Origin of the sequence: Methanobrevibacter sp. (assembly GCF_017427765.1) — an archaeon.
Taxonomy (GTDB): domain Archaea; phylum Methanobacteriota; class Methanobacteria; order Methanobacteriales; family Methanobacteriaceae; genus Methanocatella.
This window is the reverse complement of the sequence record NZ_JAFRSC010000028.1, coordinates 23,571-42,637: the sequence shown is the minus strand read 5'-3', so window position 1 is coordinate 42,637 and position 19,067 is coordinate 23,571. Positions and strand designations below refer to the sequence as shown.

21 protein-coding genes are annotated in these 19,067 nt (G+C 32.0%); 15 read left to right on the top strand and 6 right to left on the bottom strand.

The window, feature by feature from the left end:
* Positions 1-4: 4 nt before the first annotated feature.
* The gene (locus tag IJL02_RS08880; protein ID WP_292815193.1) at positions 5-388 is read right to left on the bottom strand and encodes a hypothetical protein; all 384 of its coding nucleotides are present in this window, start codon (positions 386-388) and stop codon (positions 5-7) included.
* A 311-nt stretch (positions 389-699) separates the two neighbouring features.
* On the opposite strand from IJL02_RS08880, the gene IJL02_RS08875 reads away from it, so the two are divergent.
* Positions 700-1,746, top strand: coding sequence for a ribonuclease H-like domain-containing protein (locus IJL02_RS08875; protein WP_292815190.1), 1,047 nt, complete (start codon positions 700-702; stop codon positions 1,744-1,746).
* 1 nt (position 1,747) lies between these two features.
* Positions 1,748-3,253: a HEAT repeat domain-containing protein gene (locus IJL02_RS08870; RefSeq protein ID WP_292815188.1), complete on the top strand. Its 1,506-nt coding sequence runs from the start codon at positions 1,748-1,750 to the stop codon at positions 3,251-3,253.
* On the opposite strand, the gene IJL02_RS08865 is transcribed toward IJL02_RS08870, so the two are convergent.
* Positions 3,248-4,006, bottom strand: a complete 759-nt coding sequence (locus IJL02_RS08865; RefSeq protein ID WP_292815186.1) for a ferredoxin — start codon at positions 4,004-4,006, stop codon at positions 3,248-3,250. The genes IJL02_RS08870 and IJL02_RS08865 overlap by 6 nt on opposite strands.
* A 150-nt stretch (positions 4,007-4,156) precedes the next feature.
* Between IJL02_RS08865 and IJL02_RS08860 the strand changes: the two genes are divergently transcribed.
* On the top strand, positions 4,157-5,185 hold the full coding sequence (locus tag IJL02_RS08860) for a M42 family metallopeptidase (RefSeq protein ID WP_292815184.1): 1,029 nt from the start codon (positions 4,157-4,159) through the stop codon (positions 5,183-5,185).
* 34 nt (positions 5,186-5,219) lie between these two features.
* Here IJL02_RS08860 and tsaA read toward each other — a convergent pair whose 3' ends face one another.
* Positions 5,220-5,705: a tRNA (N6-threonylcarbamoyladenosine(37)-N6)-methyltransferase TrmO gene (tsaA, locus tag IJL02_RS08855; RefSeq protein ID WP_292815181.1), complete on the bottom strand. Its 486-nt coding sequence runs from the start codon at positions 5,703-5,705 to the stop codon at positions 5,220-5,222.
* Positions 5,706-6,118: 413 nt separating this feature from the next.
* On the opposite strand from tsaA, the gene IJL02_RS08850 reads away from it, so the two are divergent.
* The 3 genes from IJL02_RS08850 to IJL02_RS08840 are packed head-to-tail and all read left to right on the top strand — an operon-like array spanning position 6,119 to position 6,787.
* Complete coding sequence (locus IJL02_RS08850) at positions 6,119-6,325, top strand: molybdopterin-binding protein (protein ID WP_292815179.1); 207 nt, start codon at positions 6,119-6,121, stop codon at positions 6,323-6,325.
* A gap of 24 nt (positions 6,326-6,349) precedes the next feature.
* Complete coding sequence (locus tag IJL02_RS08845) at positions 6,350-6,556, top strand: molybdopterin-binding protein (RefSeq protein WP_292815178.1); 207 nt, start codon at positions 6,350-6,352, stop codon at positions 6,554-6,556.
* Positions 6,557-6,580: 24 nt separating this feature from the next.
* Positions 6,581-6,787 carry a molybdopterin-binding protein gene (locus tag IJL02_RS08840; RefSeq protein ID WP_292815175.1) on the top strand — a complete coding sequence of 69 codons (207 nt, stop codon included), beginning with the start codon at positions 6,581-6,583 and terminating at the stop codon, positions 6,785-6,787.
* Positions 6,788-6,944: 157 nt separating this feature from the next.
* On the opposite strand, the gene IJL02_RS08835 is transcribed toward IJL02_RS08840, so the two are convergent.
* Genes IJL02_RS08835 through IJL02_RS08825 form a run of 3 tightly spaced genes read right to left on the bottom strand, consistent with a single transcriptional unit; the run spans position 6,945 to position 8,683 of the window.
* Positions 6,945-7,382 (bottom strand): molybdenum cofactor biosynthesis protein MoaE, encoded by a 438-nt coding sequence (locus tag IJL02_RS08835; protein WP_292815172.1) that lies wholly within the window; start codon positions 7,380-7,382, stop codon positions 6,945-6,947.
* A gap of 50 nt (positions 7,383-7,432) precedes the next feature.
* Entirely contained in the window at positions 7,433-7,966 is a 534-nt protein-coding gene (locus IJL02_RS08830; protein WP_292815169.1) for a nicotinamide-nucleotide adenylyltransferase, read from the bottom strand.
* Between the two features lie 9 nt (positions 7,967-7,975).
* Positions 7,976-8,683 (bottom strand): hypothetical protein, encoded by a 708-nt coding sequence (locus IJL02_RS08825; protein ID WP_292815166.1) that lies wholly within the window; start codon positions 8,681-8,683, stop codon positions 7,976-7,978.
* A gap of 129 nt (positions 8,684-8,812) precedes the next feature.
* On the opposite strand from IJL02_RS08825, the gene IJL02_RS08820 reads away from it, so the two are divergent.
* The 9 genes from IJL02_RS08820 to IJL02_RS08780 all read left to right on the top strand — a co-directional run bounded on the left by IJL02_RS08820 (position 8,813) and on the right by IJL02_RS08780 (position 19,063).
* Positions 8,813-9,469: a hypothetical protein gene (locus IJL02_RS08820; protein WP_292815163.1), complete on the top strand. Its 657-nt coding sequence runs from the start codon at positions 8,813-8,815 to the stop codon at positions 9,467-9,469.
* A 2-nt stretch (positions 9,470-9,471) separates the two neighbouring features.
* A complete protein-coding gene (locus IJL02_RS08815) occupies positions 9,472-10,005 on the top strand; it encodes a DUF367 family protein (protein WP_292815160.1) in 534 nt (177 codons plus the stop codon).
* Between the two features lie 140 nt (positions 10,006-10,145).
* Entirely contained in the window at positions 10,146-10,943 is a 798-nt protein-coding gene (locus tag IJL02_RS08810; RefSeq protein ID WP_292815157.1) for a 4Fe-4S binding protein, read from the top strand.
* Between the two features lie 259 nt (positions 10,944-11,202).
* Positions 11,203-11,349 (top strand): 50S ribosomal protein L40e, encoded by a 147-nt coding sequence (locus IJL02_RS08805; protein WP_292741479.1) that lies wholly within the window; start codon positions 11,203-11,205, stop codon positions 11,347-11,349.
* Positions 11,350-11,446: 97 nt separating this feature from the next.
* Positions 11,447-12,199 (top strand): geranylgeranylglyceryl/heptaprenylglyceryl phosphate synthase, encoded by a 753-nt coding sequence (locus IJL02_RS08800; RefSeq protein WP_292815152.1) that lies wholly within the window; start codon positions 11,447-11,449, stop codon positions 12,197-12,199.
* A 64-nt stretch (positions 12,200-12,263) separates the two neighbouring features.
* Positions 12,264-13,334 carry a DNA double-strand break repair nuclease NurA gene (locus IJL02_RS08795; protein ID WP_292815147.1) on the top strand — a complete coding sequence of 357 codons (1,071 nt, stop codon included), beginning with the start codon at positions 12,264-12,266 and terminating at the stop codon, positions 13,332-13,334.
* Positions 13,328-14,830, top strand: coding sequence for an ATP-binding protein (locus IJL02_RS08790; protein WP_292815144.1), 1,503 nt, complete (start codon positions 13,328-13,330; stop codon positions 14,828-14,830). The genes IJL02_RS08795 and IJL02_RS08790 overlap by 7 nt, the downstream gene beginning before the upstream one ends.
* 226 nt (positions 14,831-15,056) lie before the next feature.
* Positions 15,057-16,316 (top strand): DNA repair exonuclease, encoded by a 1,260-nt coding sequence (locus IJL02_RS08785; RefSeq protein ID WP_292815139.1) that lies wholly within the window; start codon positions 15,057-15,059, stop codon positions 16,314-16,316.
* The gene (locus IJL02_RS08780) at positions 16,313-19,063 is read left to right on the top strand and encodes an SMC family ATPase (RefSeq protein ID WP_292815115.1); all 2,751 of its coding nucleotides are present in this window, start codon (positions 16,313-16,315) and stop codon (positions 19,061-19,063) included. The genes IJL02_RS08785 and IJL02_RS08780 overlap by 4 nt, the downstream gene beginning before the upstream one ends.
* Positions 19,064-19,067 lie beyond the last annotated feature (4 nt).

Genomic DNA, 19,067 nt, shown 5'->3' with positions numbered 1-19,067 from the left:
CTCCTTATTTTAAATCAATATTCATTTGAGCTAAATATCCTAAAAATGTTGTAATTAATATAGTTAAAACAATCATTGAGAATAAATGCAGATTATAATCGCTGAACATTAATGTTTTAACATTAGGATATATGATAAAGACTATATCCAGAATTATATCAATTGCTATAAATACTAGTCCGACTGCCAATCCTTCAATAACTTCATTTTCATCAACATTCCTGATGTATAATATTCCAAAAAATCCGGTTGTAATGATTAATATTATTGGAACGGTTATATTAATGCCGGGTAAGTTATTTGTAAATATCGGATTGAATATTTCTGTTAAAATGTAAGTTATAATCCAGATAAGTATTCCAAATGTAATTGCTAACTTTAGTTTCATTTTCAAACCTTGTTTAATGATATTATTATATTGATTTGAAAATATAATAAGTTTTTCTAATTATTTCAAAAAAGAGTATTTTGGGATGGTTAGGTAGGTAATATTTTAATTAACTACCTAACAACTTGCTTTTACAAGCTTTTTAGAGAAATGAATTTTAAAATTTGGCTGTTTAATCTATCTCTCTGGCTACATAGTAGCCAATTATTATTTTTGTTTTAATAGTATATAAAGTTATTTATAATTTATAAAAATTCAAGTATACTTTATTAAAAAACTATATATTGATTGATTATATAAAGTTTACTTGAATGACAAACTATGATGAACATGAAATGTATCTGCAGAGGGTCATTTCAAATTCAATAGGCTCTCAAAATCCATCCAAAAAAGCAAAAAAGGAAGCTCGAAAGTTATATTACTCCTATTTTCAGGATTATAAGGAAACTCTTTTAAATGATTATGATGGCAAGAAATTATCTGACATAGATAACTCCCGTGTTATTTCTACATCTTATGGGGATGCATTAAAAATTACAGAAAAACAAAAGATTAATTTCATAATTGATGACAATGATTTTAAAAATCAGATGAACAGTAATCTTAAATTATTGCCTAAAATAGGTCTTAAGACAGAACAGAATCTTAAAAATAAAGGATATTCCACTATTGATTCTCTTAAAAATCATGACAAGTATTGTGATGTGGCATGCAAATTCATGGATAATCTGGACAATCTATCATTTGCAGAAATTGTTGATTTGCTCGACAATAACAGATACAGCAAAAAATGCAGGGACAATATTCTCAAATCAATCAGCTTGACAGATAAGGAAAACTTCAAATTTATGGATATAGAAACATTGGGTCTTTCAAATGTTCCGATAATACTGATAGGTGTTGCTGAGATAAAAGGAAATAAAATAATTTCATCACAATATTTTTTAAGGGAAATCTATGAGGAACCTGCAGTAATCGAAGCGTATTTGTCCCATTTGGATGAAGATTCAGTACATGTCACGTTCAATGGAAAAAGCTTCGATGTTCCATATATCAAAAACAGGTGTATGTACAATAGATTATCTGTTGATTTGAATTTGCCTCATCTGGATTTGATGTATTTTGCAAAAAACCTCTGGAGAGATGAGCTTCCTAATTGTCAGCTTCAAACTATTGAAAAGGAACTCTTTGGAATAGAACGTCATGGAGATGTGTCAGGCCAATATATTCCTGATTACTATAATACTTATTTGGCCGAAAAAAATATAGGCCCAATCGTTCCAATTATAGAACATAATCGTCAAGATATTATTTCATTAGCAAGTTTTCTAGAGAAAATGTATGAGGAAGTAAATTAAAATGGGATTTTTAGACAGATTTAAAAGTAAGGACAACAAAAAGGAAAAAAAACCTGTTCCGGATGATGTTGAAATTGATGAGGATCAGCTTATTTTAAAAGAAATAGCTATTAACAGTAAAGACAGAACCGAAAGGGCAGTGGCAGCTGATAATATCACAGACCAGTTTGTAGCACTTGACATTGCAAAAAATGTTAAAGACCGTGCAATCAGATTGATTGCAGCAAATAAACTTAAAGACGAAAGGCTGCTTTGGGATGCTGCTGAAAATTCAAAATTTTTTGATGTAAGAAGTTTTGCCTATGAAAGGCTTGGTGAAAACAACAAATCGATATCTGAAATTGTCAAAAACACCAAAAAAAGTAAGAATGTCGATGAGATTTTTGAAAAGATTGTCGATGAGGAAACTCTTGAAGACATAGCTATAAATGCAATTGACAGAAATTACCGAAGATTGTCTCTGGAAAAAATAAATGATGAAGAAATATTATATGACCTGGTTTTTAAAGCTAAGGATTCCTCAATTAGAAAATCTGCTGTAAATAAAGATAATTTCACTGATGAGGATGTTCTTTTTAAAGTAGCTGTCCAAGATGGAGATGAGGCAGTTAAGATAGCTGCCATCAAAAAGATTGAAAATGAAGATATTCTGGCAGATATTGCCAAAAATGAGGAAAATGCTAAAATCAGGTCGATTATTTTTGGAAAAATCCAAAATGTCGGTATTTTAAAGGATATTGCTTTAAATTCTGATAAGGCGGATGTTCGTTTGGATATCATAAATAAAGTTGATGATGAGGATTTAATTTCACAGATTGCTTTAAATGATGTTGATAGTGTTGTAAGGGCTGAAGCCGTTAAAAAAGTAACTTCCGAGGACACATTGCTGAAAATCATATCTGGCGAAAAAGATCCATTCGTAAGACAAATTGCAGTTAAAAACTTAAGCAATTCCAAAGAACTGATTAATATTGCATTAAATGATGATGACCAATTCGTTAGAAACCATGCTTTGTCAAATCCAGCATTGGCTGATGAAGAAGATTTTACATATATCGCAATCAATACTACACATGATGATGTTGCAACACAGGCTATGGAGCACATTAAAGAAGAGAAAAACTTCATTGAAATATTGAAAAATGCCAAATTGGAAACCGTCCGAAAATCAACATTGGACCACATTACAGACCTTGAAACATTGATTAAGATTGTTCTTGCAAATAAGGATGAGGAATTTTCACTTAAAGCCTTAAATAAAATTAAAGTTGAAAAGTGTCTGATGAAAATTCATGAACAGGGTATTTCTGAAAATATATCTGTCAGGGCTGTTTCATTGATAAGGGACCAGAAATACTTGACTGATATAGTTAAAAACGATGATTCCTGGAGAGTTCGTGAAGCCGCCTGTAAAAAAATAGTAAGTAAAAAAGTCCTAAAAGAAGTTTCAATTTCTGATGAAAATGAATATGTAAGAGCAGTAGCTAAAAAAAGAATGAGCCTATAGGAAAAACTCCGGTTCTTTTCTTTCGCTATTTGCACTTTCAAAAGCTGGTTTTTTAGTTTCAAATGCTTCTCCTGAAAATTTACGGGCATCCTCAGGACAAATACTTATGCATGCGCTGCATCTGGAACATATATCCAGGTCAGTATCTATAGGGTCATCATCCGGAATCGCTTTTTCAGGACAAACTGATACACAGTCATAGCAGAATGCACAGACTGTTTCATCACAGCTTATTTCAAATGGAAGTTGCTTGTAATCTACATATGGTCTGTTTCCGGGAATTTCTGATTTTAAACTTTCACCGGATTCAATTTTATCTGCGCATTTTTTAGAAAACTCATTAATTTTTTCTATGTCTTCTGAATCTGGTCTTCCAACTGCAACACCGTCAAATATTGAGTGATGACTTACTGTTGTGGCAGCTGCAACAACATCAAAGTTATTTTCTTTTAGCAGGTCCACTAATTCCAACAATGCATCACTAACATGGGCATTTCCGTAATTGGTAATTGCTATTGCTTTTGTATTATTACCTTTCAGTTTGGCCAATCTGTCACGGCCGCTTTTAGGAAGTCTTCCTGCAAAAATAGGCAATCCAACAATTGCAATGTCTTGTGCGGAAAACTCTTTTGCTTCGCTGAAATTAAGTAAATCGTAATTTTCGCTTTGATTATCAAAATTGCTTGCAACTTGTTCAACAACCTGCTTGGTTGTTCCGGATGGACTGAAATATATTTTCATGATTTTTGACATACTCTCACCTTATTAATTATATATTAATCTGTAATCTTAAAAATATCGAATATTTGTTATCAAAAATAAGTTATTTGACCTACTTCTTTTTTGTGAATTTTTAGAAACTATTTAATATTATTAAAATATATAAAAATTATTGGTGATACGATGGAATTAATGAGAGAGCTATCTTTAGCACCTGGAGTATCAGGTTCAGAAGAAGAAATAGCTAAAATTATTACACGTGAATTAGAAGATGTAGCTGACAAAATCGAAAAAGACAGTATGGGAAACTTGATTGCAACCAAAAAAGGTGAAAAAAAAGCTCCTACTGTAATGCTTGCAGCTCACATGGATGAAATTGGGCTCATGGTAAGATACATTGATGATAACGGATTTATCAAATTCTCAAATATTGGTGGAATTAACGATCAGATGCTGATGAATCAAACAGTAACTATTCACTCATCTATTGGAGAACCGGTTGTAGGTGTAATAGGTTCAAAACCACCTCACGTTACCAAACCTGAAGAAAGAAACAAAGTCGTTAAAGCTGACGATATGTTTATCGATATCGGTGCAAAAGATAAGGAAGATGCAGAAAAAATGGTCAGAATTGGAGACAAAATGACATTCAATGCACTCTTTGAAGAATATCCAAATAATTTAATTATGGGTAAGGCACTAGACAATCGTGTAGGCTGTTATGTAATGATTGAAGTTTTAAAAAGAGTCAAAACCCGAGCTACTGTTTATGGTGTAGGAACCGTTCAGGAAGAAGTGGGACTTAAAGGAGCAAAAACTTCATCATTTAGATTGAACCCTGATTTGGCTATTGCACTTGATGTAACCCTATCAGGTGACCATCCAGGAATCAAACCTGAAGAAGCACCTGTTGTAATGGGTAAAGGTCCTGCTGTTATTCTGGCAGATGCAAGCGGAAGAGGTATCTTAACTCAGCAATCTGTAAAAGAAATGCTCATAAAAGCAGGAGATGAAAATGAAATTCCATACCAATTGGAAGTAAGTGACGGAGGTACAACTGACGGGACTGCAATTCACCTAACTCGTGAAGGTATTCCTACAGGTGTTTTATCTGTTCCTACTCGTTACATACACACTCCTGTAAGTGTATGCAGTATGGATGATATTGAATCAACTATTCAGTTGATTACTGAAGCTATAAATAACTTATAGCTATTATTTTTTTTTAAAAAATAGTCGTGATAGATTATTTGAATCTATCATCTGATTTTTGTGATTTTGCTTTTTTGTGTTTGGTTTCAAACCATCCTATTTTTAACTCATCAATTGTATCTTCGTATAATTGAGGTACATATGGTTTGATATCTAAAAGCGGTGTTCCGTCCAGAACGTCAATATTTTCAACGCAGACTTTATTATCTTTAACATCTGTGACTTTGACTACACTCATTCCGATGCGGTTTGGCCTTTTAGGTGATCTTGTTGCAAATACTCCATGGGTGTCATTGTCCATGAACGGTTTCACCTCAAGCATATATCCTTCTACTTTGTGCAGCAAATAAATTATGTGGATGTGTGAGAAATCATTTAAATCCTTAAGACCATCAACATATTTGTCTTTAATTTCAATTGTTCCTTTTACTCCTTTTGCACCTGTTGGCTGTATGGGCATTCCTTCAATTTCTTTAAATTCGGTATGGATTGTACCGATAGATTCCATTTCGACTTTCATATTATTATTTTTCGATTTGTTTTTTAATATAATTTTCTAGTTTATTTATAAAGTTCAATAGATATTTTATTGAATTTCGATAAAATTTAATATAATAGAATTATAAATTTTTAAATTAAATATATTGCTTTATTATTATTTTATTTTTATTATAAAATAAAAATAAAGTGAATTATAAAAAATTAATTATTTTTAATGATTATTTTATAATTAATTTTTATTTTTTATATCGATATGAAGCAAAATAAGTAATCGATTTCAAAATCCTTATTTACCCAAAAAACCGAAATATTTATATACAATTCGATACAACTTATTATTACAAAACATGTGTTGATGTGAAAATCAACTTTTGAAAAAATATAAAATGTATTTCGAATAAAATAATTTATATATAAAATAAGGTGATATGAATGAAACTTAGTGCAAGAAATCAATTAGAAGGAAAAGTTACAAATGTCGAACTTGGTGCTGTAATGGCAAACATCAAAATTGAAATTACAGAACCTAATGTTATTACTGCTGTAATTACTAAAGAGTCTGCTGAAAACTTAGGTTTATCTGAAGGCGATGAAGTTTGTGCTCTCATCAAATCTACTGAAGTTATTATTGGAAAATAGATATAAAATATGGAGTTGTTAATTATGGATATTAGTGCAAGAAATCAGTTAAAAGGTAAAGTTGTTAGTGTTGAAAAAGGTGCTGTAATGGCAAATATTAAAATTGAAGTGGAAGATCCTAGTGTTATTACTGCTGTAATTACTAAAGAGTCAGCTGAAAACTTGGATTTAAAAGATGGCGATGAAGTTTGTGCTCTCATCAAATCTACTGAAGTTATTATTGGAAAATAGATAAATTTTAATGGAGATTATAAAATGAAACTTAGTGCAAGAAATCAATTAGAAGGAAAAGTTACAAACGTAGATCTTGGTGCTGTAATGGCAAACATCAAAATTGAAATTACAGAACCTAATGTTATTACTGCTGTAATCACAAAAGAGTCAGCTGAAAACTTAGGTTTATCTGAAGGCGATGATGTAACTGCAATAATCAAATCTACTGAAGTAATTATTGGAAAATAAGTGGGACAGTAGGATTAGAATCCTGCTAGTCCTAATAACATTAAAATAACGAATATTATTATTGCAGCTTTTAAAAGAGTTTTTAAATTTTTTAATACTGCAAAAATTATTCAAATAAAATTATTAAACGGATGATGTTAATTCCCATTAACATTGCCTAACCTCCTGCAAGAATGGTCTTTGTACCTTCTTCAGAAATTTCTTCTTTTTTAAATTCAACGTCATATTTTACAGTTTCAATAACTTCTTTTAAAGCATCAAGAGTTTCGCCTCTGTGATTTCCTAAAACCGCAACTAAAAACAGCATGTCGCCGGTATAAAATTCACCTATATAATGGACGACAGATATTTCAAAAACATTATATTTGATTTTGGCATTTTCAACTATCTTTTCGATGTCTGAAATGGTTTTTTGCTTATCTGGTGTAGATAAAATTAATTTTTTTAAATTCATATTCTCTTCTTTACCGCGCACGATACCTTCAAAAGTAAAGATAGCCCCGGAATAATCAATTTTTGTACTTTTTTTCAATTCTGCTATTAAATCAGCCATGGTAACTTTATCTTCTTTAGCTTCAATAACTCTTACTACCATTGTTTCATCTCCATTTTTTTATATGATTTAATCAGTATAAATAACTATTGTTATATGTCACTTATTTCCTTTATGGATAAATTTTTAATTCGTTCGATACCTTTGATTTCATTTAAAACATCAACTGTTGCTTTTGGAACTAATTCCTGCCAGTTATCATCTTCTAAAATCCTACGTCTGACTTCTGTTCCGGATAAATGCAATCTGTCATAAAGTGGAGGTTGTCTGACTTCATAGCCCTCTTCTGAAAATAACTGTTTGACAAGAGGATTTCCTGAATAAACAATTGAAAATGGAGGGGTCAGCATTTTAACATGAGATGCCCAGATTGCATTAAAATTAATGTCCTGCATAGGAATGATATAATATCTTGATGGGTCAACGTTCTCTTCTGCTAAAGCCTGATTCATCATAACAATTCTCTCACCTGCGGTAAAAGGATCTTTTAGCTCATGGCTTAATTGTGCACTGCCAATTCCAATAATGATTTCATCCACTTCTTCTAAAATTTTATTGATAACCTGCATGTGTCCATTGTGTACCGGCTGCATTCTACCAATCAATATTCCTCTAACTTTTTGCATATTATCACGTTAAGGTTCTAGTTTGTCTAAACTTCTAATTAATCTATTAGCTGCATCTTGTTTTTGTGCGTAATCATCAGTAATTGATGTTTCAAGCAATATTGTAGTAATTCCTTTCTCAGCTATTGGCATTGTAACTTTTTCTGGACTGGTTCCTTCAGTAAAGTTAAAGTCAACCACGCCAATATCCTTGGATAGTTTATCAATGTATGAGTCTATTTTTTCGGTTCTGTTGGATAAACTAAATAAGAAATTGGAATATTCATAGATCGGGTCTATTTCATGAACGTCAACAACAATGAATGGATTGTCCTTTTTAATTTTAGGAACAATATATTTATGTGCCAGTGCCTCTCCTGCAGCTCTTGTATCATCACGGGAAGTTAAATTGTCTTTAACTTTAACGTAGTAAATCACATATTTCTTGGTGAGATTTCTATCTCCGTTTTCTGATGTGATGTTGTGGATTGTATTATTTACAGCTTCGTGCATTTCATGTTCTCTTGGATGAACGCCTAAAATTATGCCGACTGTCTCATTGGAAGAGGGATTTCCGGCTATAATTTTATATACTGTACCATTAGCATTTTTTCCAACAGTAGTGACATTATAAATGTTATCATGGGGACTGTTTGAAGTAAATATAACTGCTACATTGAATATCACAATAACTATCAGAACCGCTACTAATATTTGATATTGTTGTTTTTTATTCATAAGTTGACCGTATTTTTTTATATTATAGTTTTTTTAGTTTTTAATATTTAAAATAGTTTGTTAATCAAACTAAAGTATATAAAAGACTTTTAACTTAAATATTAATGATTAACTTATGGAGTTTTCATAATGGAAAATAAAAATTTAATTATTGTTGCAGTAGCAATTGTTGTAATCATTGCGATTGTCGGTGTTATTTTTGCTACTGGAATATTGAATAACCAAAGTCAGGTTACATCTCCATTCAAAACTGATTTTATGGAAGGTAACTTTGTTGGAAATGTTAGTTTAGAAAATGACACTCAGAAATTCATGCATTCTTATAAAGATAAGCAACATGATATTACTTATAATATTTCAACTGTTGACAATTCTACAGCATTGATGGAAATATATGAGCTTCAAGGTGTAACAAACCCTGAACATAGAAACTTCAACGGTAATGACTGGAATATTTACTTCACTCAGGCAGTACCTGGAGATAATGCAAGCTCTTCAGCAAATAACACAATGAATATCGTCATATGTGAATCACAAGGCCAAAAACAGGGATATTTAATATATGCAATATTCGGTGCAAAAAGTGATGTAAACTCAACCGGAAATGTATTCGGTGATACCTACAAAGTATACGTCGAACCTTTACTCAAATCAATCACATTAAAACAGAGCAGTGATGTTCCGGCTATTTATGATGAATTCGGCCTTACAGAAGAGCAGTTTGCTCAGCAGATGGAACTCGTCCATCAGTATAAGGCAGGTAATGTTTCAGCTTTAGAAGGTTAAATATGGTTAGGATAACAGTTTTTCATGCGGATGAATGCGACAGAAAAAAATGCACTTCCATTAAAATGGAAAAACAGGGCAAATGCAGATTAGTCTACAATATCAACAAAATCCCTTCAGGTGCAATCGTTTTAAATCCATATGCTGAAAAAGCTGTTTCCTATGAAGACTACAGATATGTTCAAAGGAGAGGTGTTGTAGGGCTTGACTGTTCTTGGAATGAAGTGACAAGCTCTAAAAAATTCTTTTCTTTATCAAAATACCACAGATCATTGCCTTTTCTGGTAGCCACCAATCCTGTAAATTATGGAAAACCATGTATACTATCGACTGTTGAAGCTGTTTCAGCCACATTATATATTACTCGTTTTAAGGATGAAGCTCGTAAGCTTATGGATGGTTTTAAATGGGGCCATACATTTTTAGAGTTAAATCATGAACTTCTGGAAGCTTACAGTGAAGTGGATACAAGTTCTGAAGTTGTTAAAGTTCAAAATGAGATACTTTCTGAAAAAGGTATAAATTCAGAAAGTTGATTTCAGCTGTTTTTTCTTAATTTACACTCTTTTTTTTTATTTTGGGATTTTAACAATTGTTATTGATGAAAATGATTTAAATAATTTAAAAATTAAATATTTATTTAAAAATAGGAGTTTTCATTGTTTTTGGTGAGTATATGGTAAAATTGAAATCAGTAGTTAATGAAAATCTTTGTGTTTCTTGCGGATGCTGCATTAAAGTTTGTCCAAATGATGTCATTGAAGTTAAAGATGGAATATGTGCAGTAATAAATCAGGAATCCTGTATCGGATGTGGTAAATGTGTATTGGAATGTCCTGCATCAATTATTGATGGGAAAAATCCTAAAAGGGACAATAAGGTTACTTTCAAAAAATGGTACGATTATTTGTGGATATTTTCAATTGCTTATTTCGCATTGGGATTCTTTAACATAATATTCGCATGGCTAGGTATGATTTGCTTTCTTTTACCGTTACTGTTTGCTATATTTAAAGGAAACAAGGCATTCTGCAATAAATATTGTGATAGGGGTCAGCTTTTAGGATTATTAGGGGGGCGCATAGGTCTTTCAAGAAAAAGTGATGTTCCTAAATGGATGTATTCAAAAGCATTCCGTTATGGGTTTTTAATATTCTTCTTTGCTATGTTTTTTGTCATGCTTTGGAATACTTATTTGGTATTTGCCGGAACAAAAGGCCTCACACAGGCTATTACACTTTTATGGGCATTCAATGTCCCTTGGGCATGGGCATATCATGGAAATGTGATAGCTCCATGGATTTCACAATATGCATTTGGTTTCTACAGCGTAATGCTTACATCAACAATATTGGGTTTGGTGACAATGGTGCTCTTCAAGCCTAGATCTTGGTGTGTATACTGTCCTATGGGTACAATGACTCAGGCAATTTGTAAATTAAAGAATTATAGAAAAAACAAATTTTCGAAATAGAATATGAAGATATGAATTTAAAGCAATTTGTGAAGAAAATTAATGGGAAGTAGTCAATTATTATTCTAGTTGAAATTAACTTTTTTCATTAATTAATTTTTTCATCTAAACTTTTTTTGTTATTTTAACTCATTTTAACTAAACCTTTAAATACTATTAAGTTAAAATAATTAATTAATAGTTATGAAGACTGTGTTTTGATTGATTTCATAACAATTTTATTATTATTAAATTTTCACGATTATAGGAGGAGTTATTAATGGCAAGATTCGAAGTAGCAGAAAACAGAATGTTCAATGTAAAAATCTGCTTAAAATGTAATGCTCGTAACCCTGCTGGTGCAACTACTTGCAGAAAATGTGGTTACAAAGGTTTAAGATACAAAGCTAAAGAACCAAGAGGATAGACATATTCTCTTTTTTCACTATTTTTTTATTTTTTCTAATTTTTAAACAATTAATTTAATATATCATTTTTTATAAAACTTATTTTAGGTAATCTTTATGAAGGACGTAGAAAATTATATTAGAGATATATTGAAAACAAGGAAAATTCATTTTACTTTAATTGACCCTGATGAACAGACTCCTGAAGAGGCTTTGGAAATAGCTACTCAGGCTATTGAAGGCGGAACTGACGGAATCATGATTGGGGGATCTACTGTAAATGGTGATGATGTGGACAATACATGTAAAATATTGTCTGAAAACATTGCAGTACCAATTATTATTTTCCCGGGAAATACTAGTAGTGTAAGTAAATATGCTGATGCAATCTTTTATATGAGTTATGTAAACTCAAGAAATCCTCACTGGATTAACGGTGCTCAGGCAATAGCTGCACCTGCAGTTAAAGCTTCCGGAATGGAAATTTTATCCATGCATTACATGGTTGTTGCACCTGGAGGAACTGTTGGATGGGTTGGAGACGCTAACTTGGTACCTAGAAACAAACCTAAAATACCTGCAGTATATGCAATGTCTGCTGAACTGTTCGGAATCAAATTCTTTTATCTTGAAGCGGGTTCCGGTGTAGATGAACCTATTCCAGTAGAAATGATTGCTTATTCCAAAAAAGCCGCTCCTAAAAACATACTTGTTGTTGGTGGAGGTATTCGTGACGGCAAATCAGCTTACATGGCAGCAAAAGCCGGTGGGGACATTATCGTAACCGGAACTGTCGTTGAAGAAGTTGAAAATGTCCAATCTAAAATTCAAGAATTGACTGGAGCTATTAAAAAAGCTTCAATGGAGTAGTTATCAACTGCTCTTACCATACTTTTTTTATTAACTTTAACATAATTATAAATCAGGAGATATTATGTTAAATTCACTATATGAAAAAGCCATCGCTAAAAGAGGAAATATTCAAAATATCGAATCAGAAAATAATGTTGATTCTCAGCTTGAATGGAACTGGTTTGAAAGGCCATTTAAGGAAAGCACTAAAGACTTTTCAATAGCGGCCGGAGACGGGAGCTTTAACAAAAAGAAATTTCTCACAACCAATTTCTGCGCTGTCGGTGCCGAGTCAATAATCTATGACGGTGAAATAAAAAAGATTGATGATGCAGATATATTTGAAATATCCCATATTTCATTTTTAGATGAACTTCTGGGAAATTACATGTCAATCTATGAGCTGAAATGTGCATTGAGATCAATTGAAGAATATGATGTGGATTATTACTTATTCGACGGGTCCATATTGGGAGATTTGGAAAACGCTTTTCCGAAAGGTGCAAAATTACCATCAAAGATTAAAGATAATTTGGATGAAAGTCTTTTAAATGAGTTTGACAGAAGATTAAAATTAACTCCATACGGTTTTGTATTTCCCCAAATAAAAGACAGGATACTTGCTGATGTAAGTGTTAAAAAGGAATATGAGAACAGGGAAGACTTTGATTTGCATTTGGCTTCTGTAGAAAAGATAATTCTGCTTAAAAAACTATTGGAAAATAAGACTAAAATAATTTCAATTGCTAAAACTTCATCTGACAATAATCTGTTTGGATGGAACATACCGGATATTGCATTTCTGGATAAGTTTACAAAAAAGCAGGGCATTTCCAAAATTGAATATCGAAGAGTATTCAAAAATGCTGCTTTTCCATATTTCAATGATTTTTTCAAGCAGTTAAAATTCACAATTTTTTATGTGAGGCTGCAGGACAATAAAAATGTTTTAAAGGTGGAATTGCCGTATAAGGCTTCTGAAATGGAAGTGCTGGATATAGTAGAAAAGATTAACGTCCTATCAGTTCAGGGTTATCCATATTTGCTTAACAAAGCACATAACGATGTTGTAATAACTGATAGAAACATGAAGGAATTATTAAAGATAGCTAAGATTTATGAAACAACTAACAGGGAAGTGATGTCATGGTAGTAGGAATCTGTGTAGGGGAAACATCCCTAAATGAAGTAACATTTATTTCTGATAAAATGCCAAAGGTTGGTGAATATGTCACTATAGAATATGATGGCAAAAATGTTTTGGGAATGATTGAAAATCTCATTCGTGGAAACGATGCTTTAAATGTTGACATTAACGATTTTAAAGCTATTCAAAAAATCTCAAAAATTGGCGTTGAAGACAACTACATTAGAGGTAAAGTAAAGATTCTGGGTGATGTCAATGACAATCTGAAGTTGCCGAGAACACCTGCACTTCCAGGAACAGAAATCCATCTTGCCGATAAGGACATTTTAAAGGAAATTTTTAAAGTCAAAAACCCGTTGAAATTAGGTTGCCTTGTTAATCAGGCTGATGTTGATGTTAATGTTGATGCAAATCCAATACTGTCAAGGCATTTGGCGATTTTAGCTATGACTGGTGCTGGAAAATCCAATACAGTTTCTGTTTTGATAGATCAGTTATTGACATATTCCGTTCCGGTATTTGTTTTTGACATGCACGGGGAGTATAAGGATGCGGAATTTCCAAACGGTGATGTAAATATTATCCGACCTAAAATCAATCCTAATTATATGGCTTTTCATGAAATTAGAAGATTGGTCAATATTCCGACAAACGGATACATTCAGGAAAGGCATTTCAGAAAAGCTTTCAGAACTGCGAAAGCCATGCTTAAAGATGGTAGGGCAAATTCCAATAACTTTTTACAGATTATGTATGATGTTTTGCATGAGAAATCTCTTGAGGAAGGTTCAGATAGACAAATCGTTGATGTGATGAATAAGATTGACGATTCGATGGATAGATATTCCAATTTGTTCGACAAAAATGCTGCGAACATATTATCAAATATCAAACCAGGTCATGTTAATGTTCTGGATTTAAGCCAGGTCGATGAGTCTGTAGCCAGCGTTCTTGTAAGTCATATTTTGAGAAATTCACTTCAGAGATCTAAAAATGCAGCCCATAGTGGAAACAAGGATGAATTATTGGATAATTCAGTATTTTTCATCTTGGAAGAGGCTCATATATTGGCTCCAAACAAACGTGAATCTGATTCTAAAAGATGGATTCAGAGAGTTGCAAGGGAAGGTCGTAAATTTGGTTTGGGTCTTTGTCTGGTAAGCCAGTCACCTAAAACAGTTGACCATGATGCATTATCTCAAATGAACAATATGATTATCTTAAGACTTGTTGAGCCTGAAGACCAGAGGCATGTTCAATCAGCAAGTGAAAGTTTGTCTCAGGATCTGGTTAATCAGCTGCCTTCATTAAATGTTGGTGAAGCTATTGTGCTTGGTTTAATGAGCAAGGTACCTACTCTTGTTAAAATAGATGAGTTTAAGGGCCGTCGCCATGGTGATGACATGGATATCGTTTCTCATTTTAAAAACATTAAACAAAAGCAGGCTGAAGAACTTGAAAATCAAAAGCAGGAAACTTTGGATATGGGATATGATTATTAATCCCAATTTTTTTTTTAAAGCATTTTTGATTATAGAAATATTATCGTTGAGAATTGTTCTTATTTTCAAATAAGTGTTATTATTTTATTTTCAAAACAATATTGATTACTTCTCAAATGCTCTCTTGGCAAACAGTTAAATATACATTTGAATAAATTATTATTCAATTAAATACTGTTATAGTGTTTAAATTGGTTATATACAATTGAATAAAAAAGGTAATATAATGAAATTTGCACATTTAGCAGATACTCATTTAGGTTATCGCCAATTTGGTTTAATTGAGCGTGAAAAAGACTTTTATGAAGTATTTGGAAAGGTTATAGATAAAATAATAGAAGAAAAAGTAGACTTTGTAATACATAGTGGAGACTTATTCGAAACCGCAAAACCATCTCCGTTAGCGCTTCTGGAATTTCAGAAAGGATTACTGAAACTAAAAGGAGCAGGAATTCCTATGTATGCAATTGCAGGAAATCATGACTCTGCAATTCGTAAAGGTTCAATACCTCCTCAAGTAATATTTAAAAAGATGGGTTTGAAGGTAATTAGCCCAATAAATACTAATTATATGCAAGGGGATATATTTATTGCAGGACTTCCATATTTTCCAGCATCAAAAAGCAAAGTCTTAAAATCCAAATTAGCTGAATTGTCCAAAAAAGCAGCCGATTATGAAAAATCAATTTTAGTATTGCATCAGGGTATTGACAATTACTTTGACTATCAATATGAATTGGAAACCGGAGATATTCCGGATAATTTTACTTATTATGCATTGGGTCATATTCACAAGTATACCGTATCTGATTTTGGTAATGGAAAATTAGTTTATCCTGGGTCTACTGAAGTTTGGAAAACTGATGAGTTGGATGATTGTCGTGAAAACGGCAAAGGTTTTGTTGTAGTTGATTTGGATGGTCAAAAACCAGTCATTAAAAGAGTTAAAGTTGATATTCCTCGTGAATTTATTAAAAGGTCTCTAGATTATAATAACTTGGAAAGCGGTATTTTAGGAATCAAAGAAACCATAAAAGATTTTGAAAAAGAGCCGATTTTAATTTTGGATATAAATAATGTTGACTCAGATACCAGTGTAATTTATGACATTATCAATAGGGAGCTTGGAGATTTGTCTTTAATGATTAGACCTAAATTCCATCCGATTGACGAGGAAATTATAACTATTGAACGTGAAGATTCTCCGATAGGTCCTGAACAGTTAATCAATGAAAAATTAGAAGAATATGGAAATGATGATGTTAAAAAGCTGGCTGTAGATATCTATAGTCTACTGTCAAAAGACAAAACAGAGGATTGTGAAGAACTGATTGATCAGTATTTCATAGAACATTATCCTGCTGTTGATGAAAATGAAGACATTAAGCTTGATGAAATTGAAGATGAAGAAGTTGAAATTAGCGAAGAAACCTCTGAAGAGGAGAAAAAAGATGTTCAAGTAACCTTTAAGGGGGCATTAGAATGATTTTCACAAGATTAAAATTAAATAATTTCAAATCACACAAAAACACAACAATTGATTTTAATAAAGGGATAAGTGTTATTGTTGGTGAAAATGGTGCTGGTAAATCAACAATCCTGGAAGCTATCAGTTTTGCTTTATTCAAACAACACACCGCTAAAAGAATTGATGATTTGGTTAGAAATAATGCAAATTCAATGTCTATAGAATTACAATTTGTTTCAAATGGAAAAGAATATAAGATAGTCCGTGAAAAGAAATCTTCACTTAAATCATCACTTTTCACCAAAACATCTTCCGATAGTGGTTTCATGCATTTATGCACTGGTGATAAGGAAGTAAATGAAGAAATCAGACAAATTTTAGATGTGGACTCAGATTTATTCCTTAATGCGATTTATATAAGGCAGGGTGAAATTGCCGAGCTGGTTGATAAGACTCCTGCCGAGAAAAAACATTTGATAGCTAAATTATTAGGTATTGATTCTCTTGAAAAGGCATGGAAAAATCTGCTTCCTTTCATTAATTCCTATGAAAAGAAACTTGCTGAACTTGAAGGTAAACTGTTCAATTCAGTTGAATTAAAAGAGGAATATGAAAGGAAAAAAGAGGAATTAACTGAACTTAAAGGGAAAGGCTATGAACTTGAAGGTCAAATCAAAGATGTTACTGAGTCTTTAAACGAAATATCCGAAGGTAAACGGGATATGGAAAGAGAAAAGGAAATATATGATCATCAGGTAAATAACCTTGAAATTGAAGAGAAAAATTTAGCGAAATTGGAAGCTGATAAACGTTCAGTTCAAGAGAATTTGGATAAAATCCGGGAAGCTGAAGAGCAGATTACACGTTTGGAAAAATATGTTTCCAAATTGGATGTTTATCTTGATTTCGAAAAGTCTGTGGTAAGTATTCAAAAACTTAAAGGTGATGAAAAACAAATCACAGACAAATTAGATTCCATAAGTCAACAGAAAACTATTCTTGATGATAATAAGGAAGGTTATGATAAATTTTTAGCTTCCGATGAGGAAATCGCAAAACTTGACAGTCAAAAAATTAAATATGAAAAAGATTTGGCTGCTATGGCCAAATTGGAACAGGACAAAAAAGATCTTTTAAAAGCAATTGAAAAGGAGAGAAACGAAATTGAAGAATTTTTCTCAAATGCCAAAGATAAATTGGATGATTGTGGTTTGTCCCAGGATAAATTGGCTAAGGTTGATGATTTCAATAATTTGGAAGAGGCCACTAATAACTTTTTAACTGAAACCTCTAAAAAAATCAGTGACATATCTGATGATATAATATCTAAAAATGAAGAGATTGTTGTGTTCAAACAGAATGTCCAGTCTTCACAAAAACCATTGGACGAGCTGGAAACTGTTGACAACAATAAATGTCCAGTTTGCCAGTCAGATATTGATGATGCTAAAAAGGAAGAATTAATCAATCAGTATACATCTAGTATTAAGGAGAATAATGAGTTAATCTCTAAATATGAAGAGGATGTTAGTTTACTTACTAAAAATAAGGAAAGTTATGAGGATAAACTTCAAATAATTGATGAATTATCTAAAAGAATAATTGAATATAAACATAAGTTTAATCATTTGGAAAATCAGCTGGTAAAATTAAATAAAATTGACAGTGAACTTGAATCCAAAGAGTTCATAAGCAATAAGCTTGGTGAACTTATTTTAGTGATTGCTAAAAAAAGAACTGAGCGTGAATCAAATAAAGAGTTCCATGATGCTTATAATCAGGCAAAAGGTGCACTTGAAGTTTTAGGTGATGAAACTGATGCTCAATATAAATTAAAGCAGGTTAAAAATGAAATAGACAATCATGTCAAAAACATTAAGCTTGCCATAGAGCAAGATCCTCATTTAAGCGGTGATATCAGTGCCAGTGAACTTCAGGACAGAATAACTGACTTAAAACAGAAGAATGAGGAATACAATCAGATGATTGGTTTTGTTAAAAACAAAAACAATTTAATGACTCAGCATGATTCCATTAAAGAAGAAATTGGTGTCAGCATAAACCAAAAAGACATTATAAAAAACAAGATTGAAGCATCAGCCTATGACAAGGAGAAATATGAAAATATTTTGTTCCGCTTTGAAATGTATGAAAGACAGTTAAACACTTTCAATTCTAATCTCTCAGAGCTTAAAGGTCAGGCCCGTGAGTCAATTGTTCATCTTAAGGAATTGGGAGAAAAAATTAAAACTGCCGATAAATTCCAAAAAGAGCATGATAATGTTTCTGAGTATATTGAAACATTAAAACATATCAGGGGATTATTTGATAAAAACGGTATTCAAAAGGATTTAAGGGGAATTTCAAAACCGTTAATCCAAAAGTATACTAAAGAATTTTTCAATGAATTCAACTTCAATTATTCAGATTTGACTCTCGATGATGAATATGATGTTACTGTGTATGGTCCTGAAGGTGAATCCTCAATGAGTATGGTCAGTGGTGGTGAAAAAATAGCTATTGCCCTTGCTTTAAGACTTGGTATTACAAAAGCAATGTCTAAAGGGGATTTGGATACAATTTTACTGGATGAGCCTACAATTCATTTGGACAGTTCAAGGAGACATGAACTTATTAATCTGTTAAAGGACATGTCAGTATTGCCGCAGATGATAATCGTGACTCATGAAAGTCAGCTTGAAAATGCAGCTGACAATCTAATCAAAGTTGAAAAAGAAAATGGTATTTCAAACGTTGTAAGTTAAATAT

What these genes read in the sequence shown, in the direction of transcription:
- IJL02_RS08845 (WP_292815178.1), top strand. Translation starts at nt 6,350, where the DNA reads ATGGATATTAGTGCAAGAAATCAGTTAAAAGGTAAAGTTGTTAGTGTT.
- IJL02_RS08785 (WP_292815139.1), top strand. Translation starts at nt 15,057, where the DNA reads ATGAAATTTGCACATTTAGCAGATACTCATTTAGGTTATCGCCAATTT.
- IJL02_RS08815 (WP_292815160.1), top strand. Translation starts at nt 9,472, where the DNA reads ATGGTTAGGATAACAGTTTTTCATGCGGATGAATGCGACAGAAAAAAA.
- IJL02_RS08880 (WP_292815193.1), bottom strand. Translation starts at nt 388, where the DNA reads ATGAAACTAAAGTTAGCAATTACATTTGGAATACTTATCTGGATTATA.
- IJL02_RS08830 (WP_292815169.1), bottom strand. Translation starts at nt 7,966, where the DNA reads ATGCAAAAAGTTAGAGGAATATTGATTGGTAGAATGCAGCCGGTACAC.
- IJL02_RS08790 (WP_292815144.1), top strand. Translation starts at nt 13,328, where the DNA reads ATGGTAGTAGGAATCTGTGTAGGGGAAACATCCCTAAATGAAGTAACA.
- tsaA (WP_292815181.1), bottom strand. Translation starts at nt 5,705, where the DNA reads ATGAAAGTCGAAATGGAATCTATCGGTACAATCCATACCGAATTTAAA.
- IJL02_RS08780 (WP_292815115.1), top strand. Translation starts at nt 16,313, where the DNA reads ATGATTTTCACAAGATTAAAATTAAATAATTTCAAATCACACAAAAAC.
- IJL02_RS08825 (WP_292815166.1), bottom strand. Translation starts at nt 8,683, where the DNA reads ATGAATAAAAAACAACAATATCAAATATTAGTAGCGGTTCTGATAGTT.
- IJL02_RS08850 (WP_292815179.1), top strand. Translation starts at nt 6,119, where the DNA reads ATGAAACTTAGTGCAAGAAATCAATTAGAAGGAAAAGTTACAAATGTC.
- IJL02_RS08795 (WP_292815147.1), top strand. Translation starts at nt 12,264, where the DNA reads ATGTTAAATTCACTATATGAAAAAGCCATCGCTAAAAGAGGAAATATT.
- IJL02_RS08835 (WP_292815172.1), bottom strand. Translation starts at nt 7,382, where the DNA reads ATGGTAGTAAGAGTTATTGAAGCTAAAGAAGATAAAGTTACCATGGCT.
- IJL02_RS08860 (WP_292815184.1), top strand. Translation starts at nt 4,157, where the DNA reads ATGGAATTAATGAGAGAGCTATCTTTAGCACCTGGAGTATCAGGTTCA.
- IJL02_RS08820 (WP_292815163.1), top strand. Translation starts at nt 8,813, where the DNA reads ATGGAAAATAAAAATTTAATTATTGTTGCAGTAGCAATTGTTGTAATC.
- IJL02_RS08870 (WP_292815188.1), top strand. Translation starts at nt 1,748, where the DNA reads ATGGGATTTTTAGACAGATTTAAAAGTAAGGACAACAAAAAGGAAAAA.
- IJL02_RS08805 (WP_292741479.1), top strand. Translation starts at nt 11,203, where the DNA reads ATGGCAAGATTCGAAGTAGCAGAAAACAGAATGTTCAATGTAAAAATC.
- IJL02_RS08865 (WP_292815186.1), bottom strand. Translation starts at nt 4,006, where the DNA reads ATGTCAAAAATCATGAAAATATATTTCAGTCCATCCGGAACAACCAAG.
- IJL02_RS08875 (WP_292815190.1), top strand. Translation starts at nt 700, where the DNA reads ATGACAAACTATGATGAACATGAAATGTATCTGCAGAGGGTCATTTCA.
- IJL02_RS08800 (WP_292815152.1), top strand. Translation starts at nt 11,447, where the DNA reads ATGAAGGACGTAGAAAATTATATTAGAGATATATTGAAAACAAGGAAA.
- IJL02_RS08810 (WP_292815157.1), top strand. Translation starts at nt 10,146, where the DNA reads ATGGTAAAATTGAAATCAGTAGTTAATGAAAATCTTTGTGTTTCTTGC.
- IJL02_RS08840 (WP_292815175.1), top strand. Translation starts at nt 6,581, where the DNA reads ATGAAACTTAGTGCAAGAAATCAATTAGAAGGAAAAGTTACAAACGTA.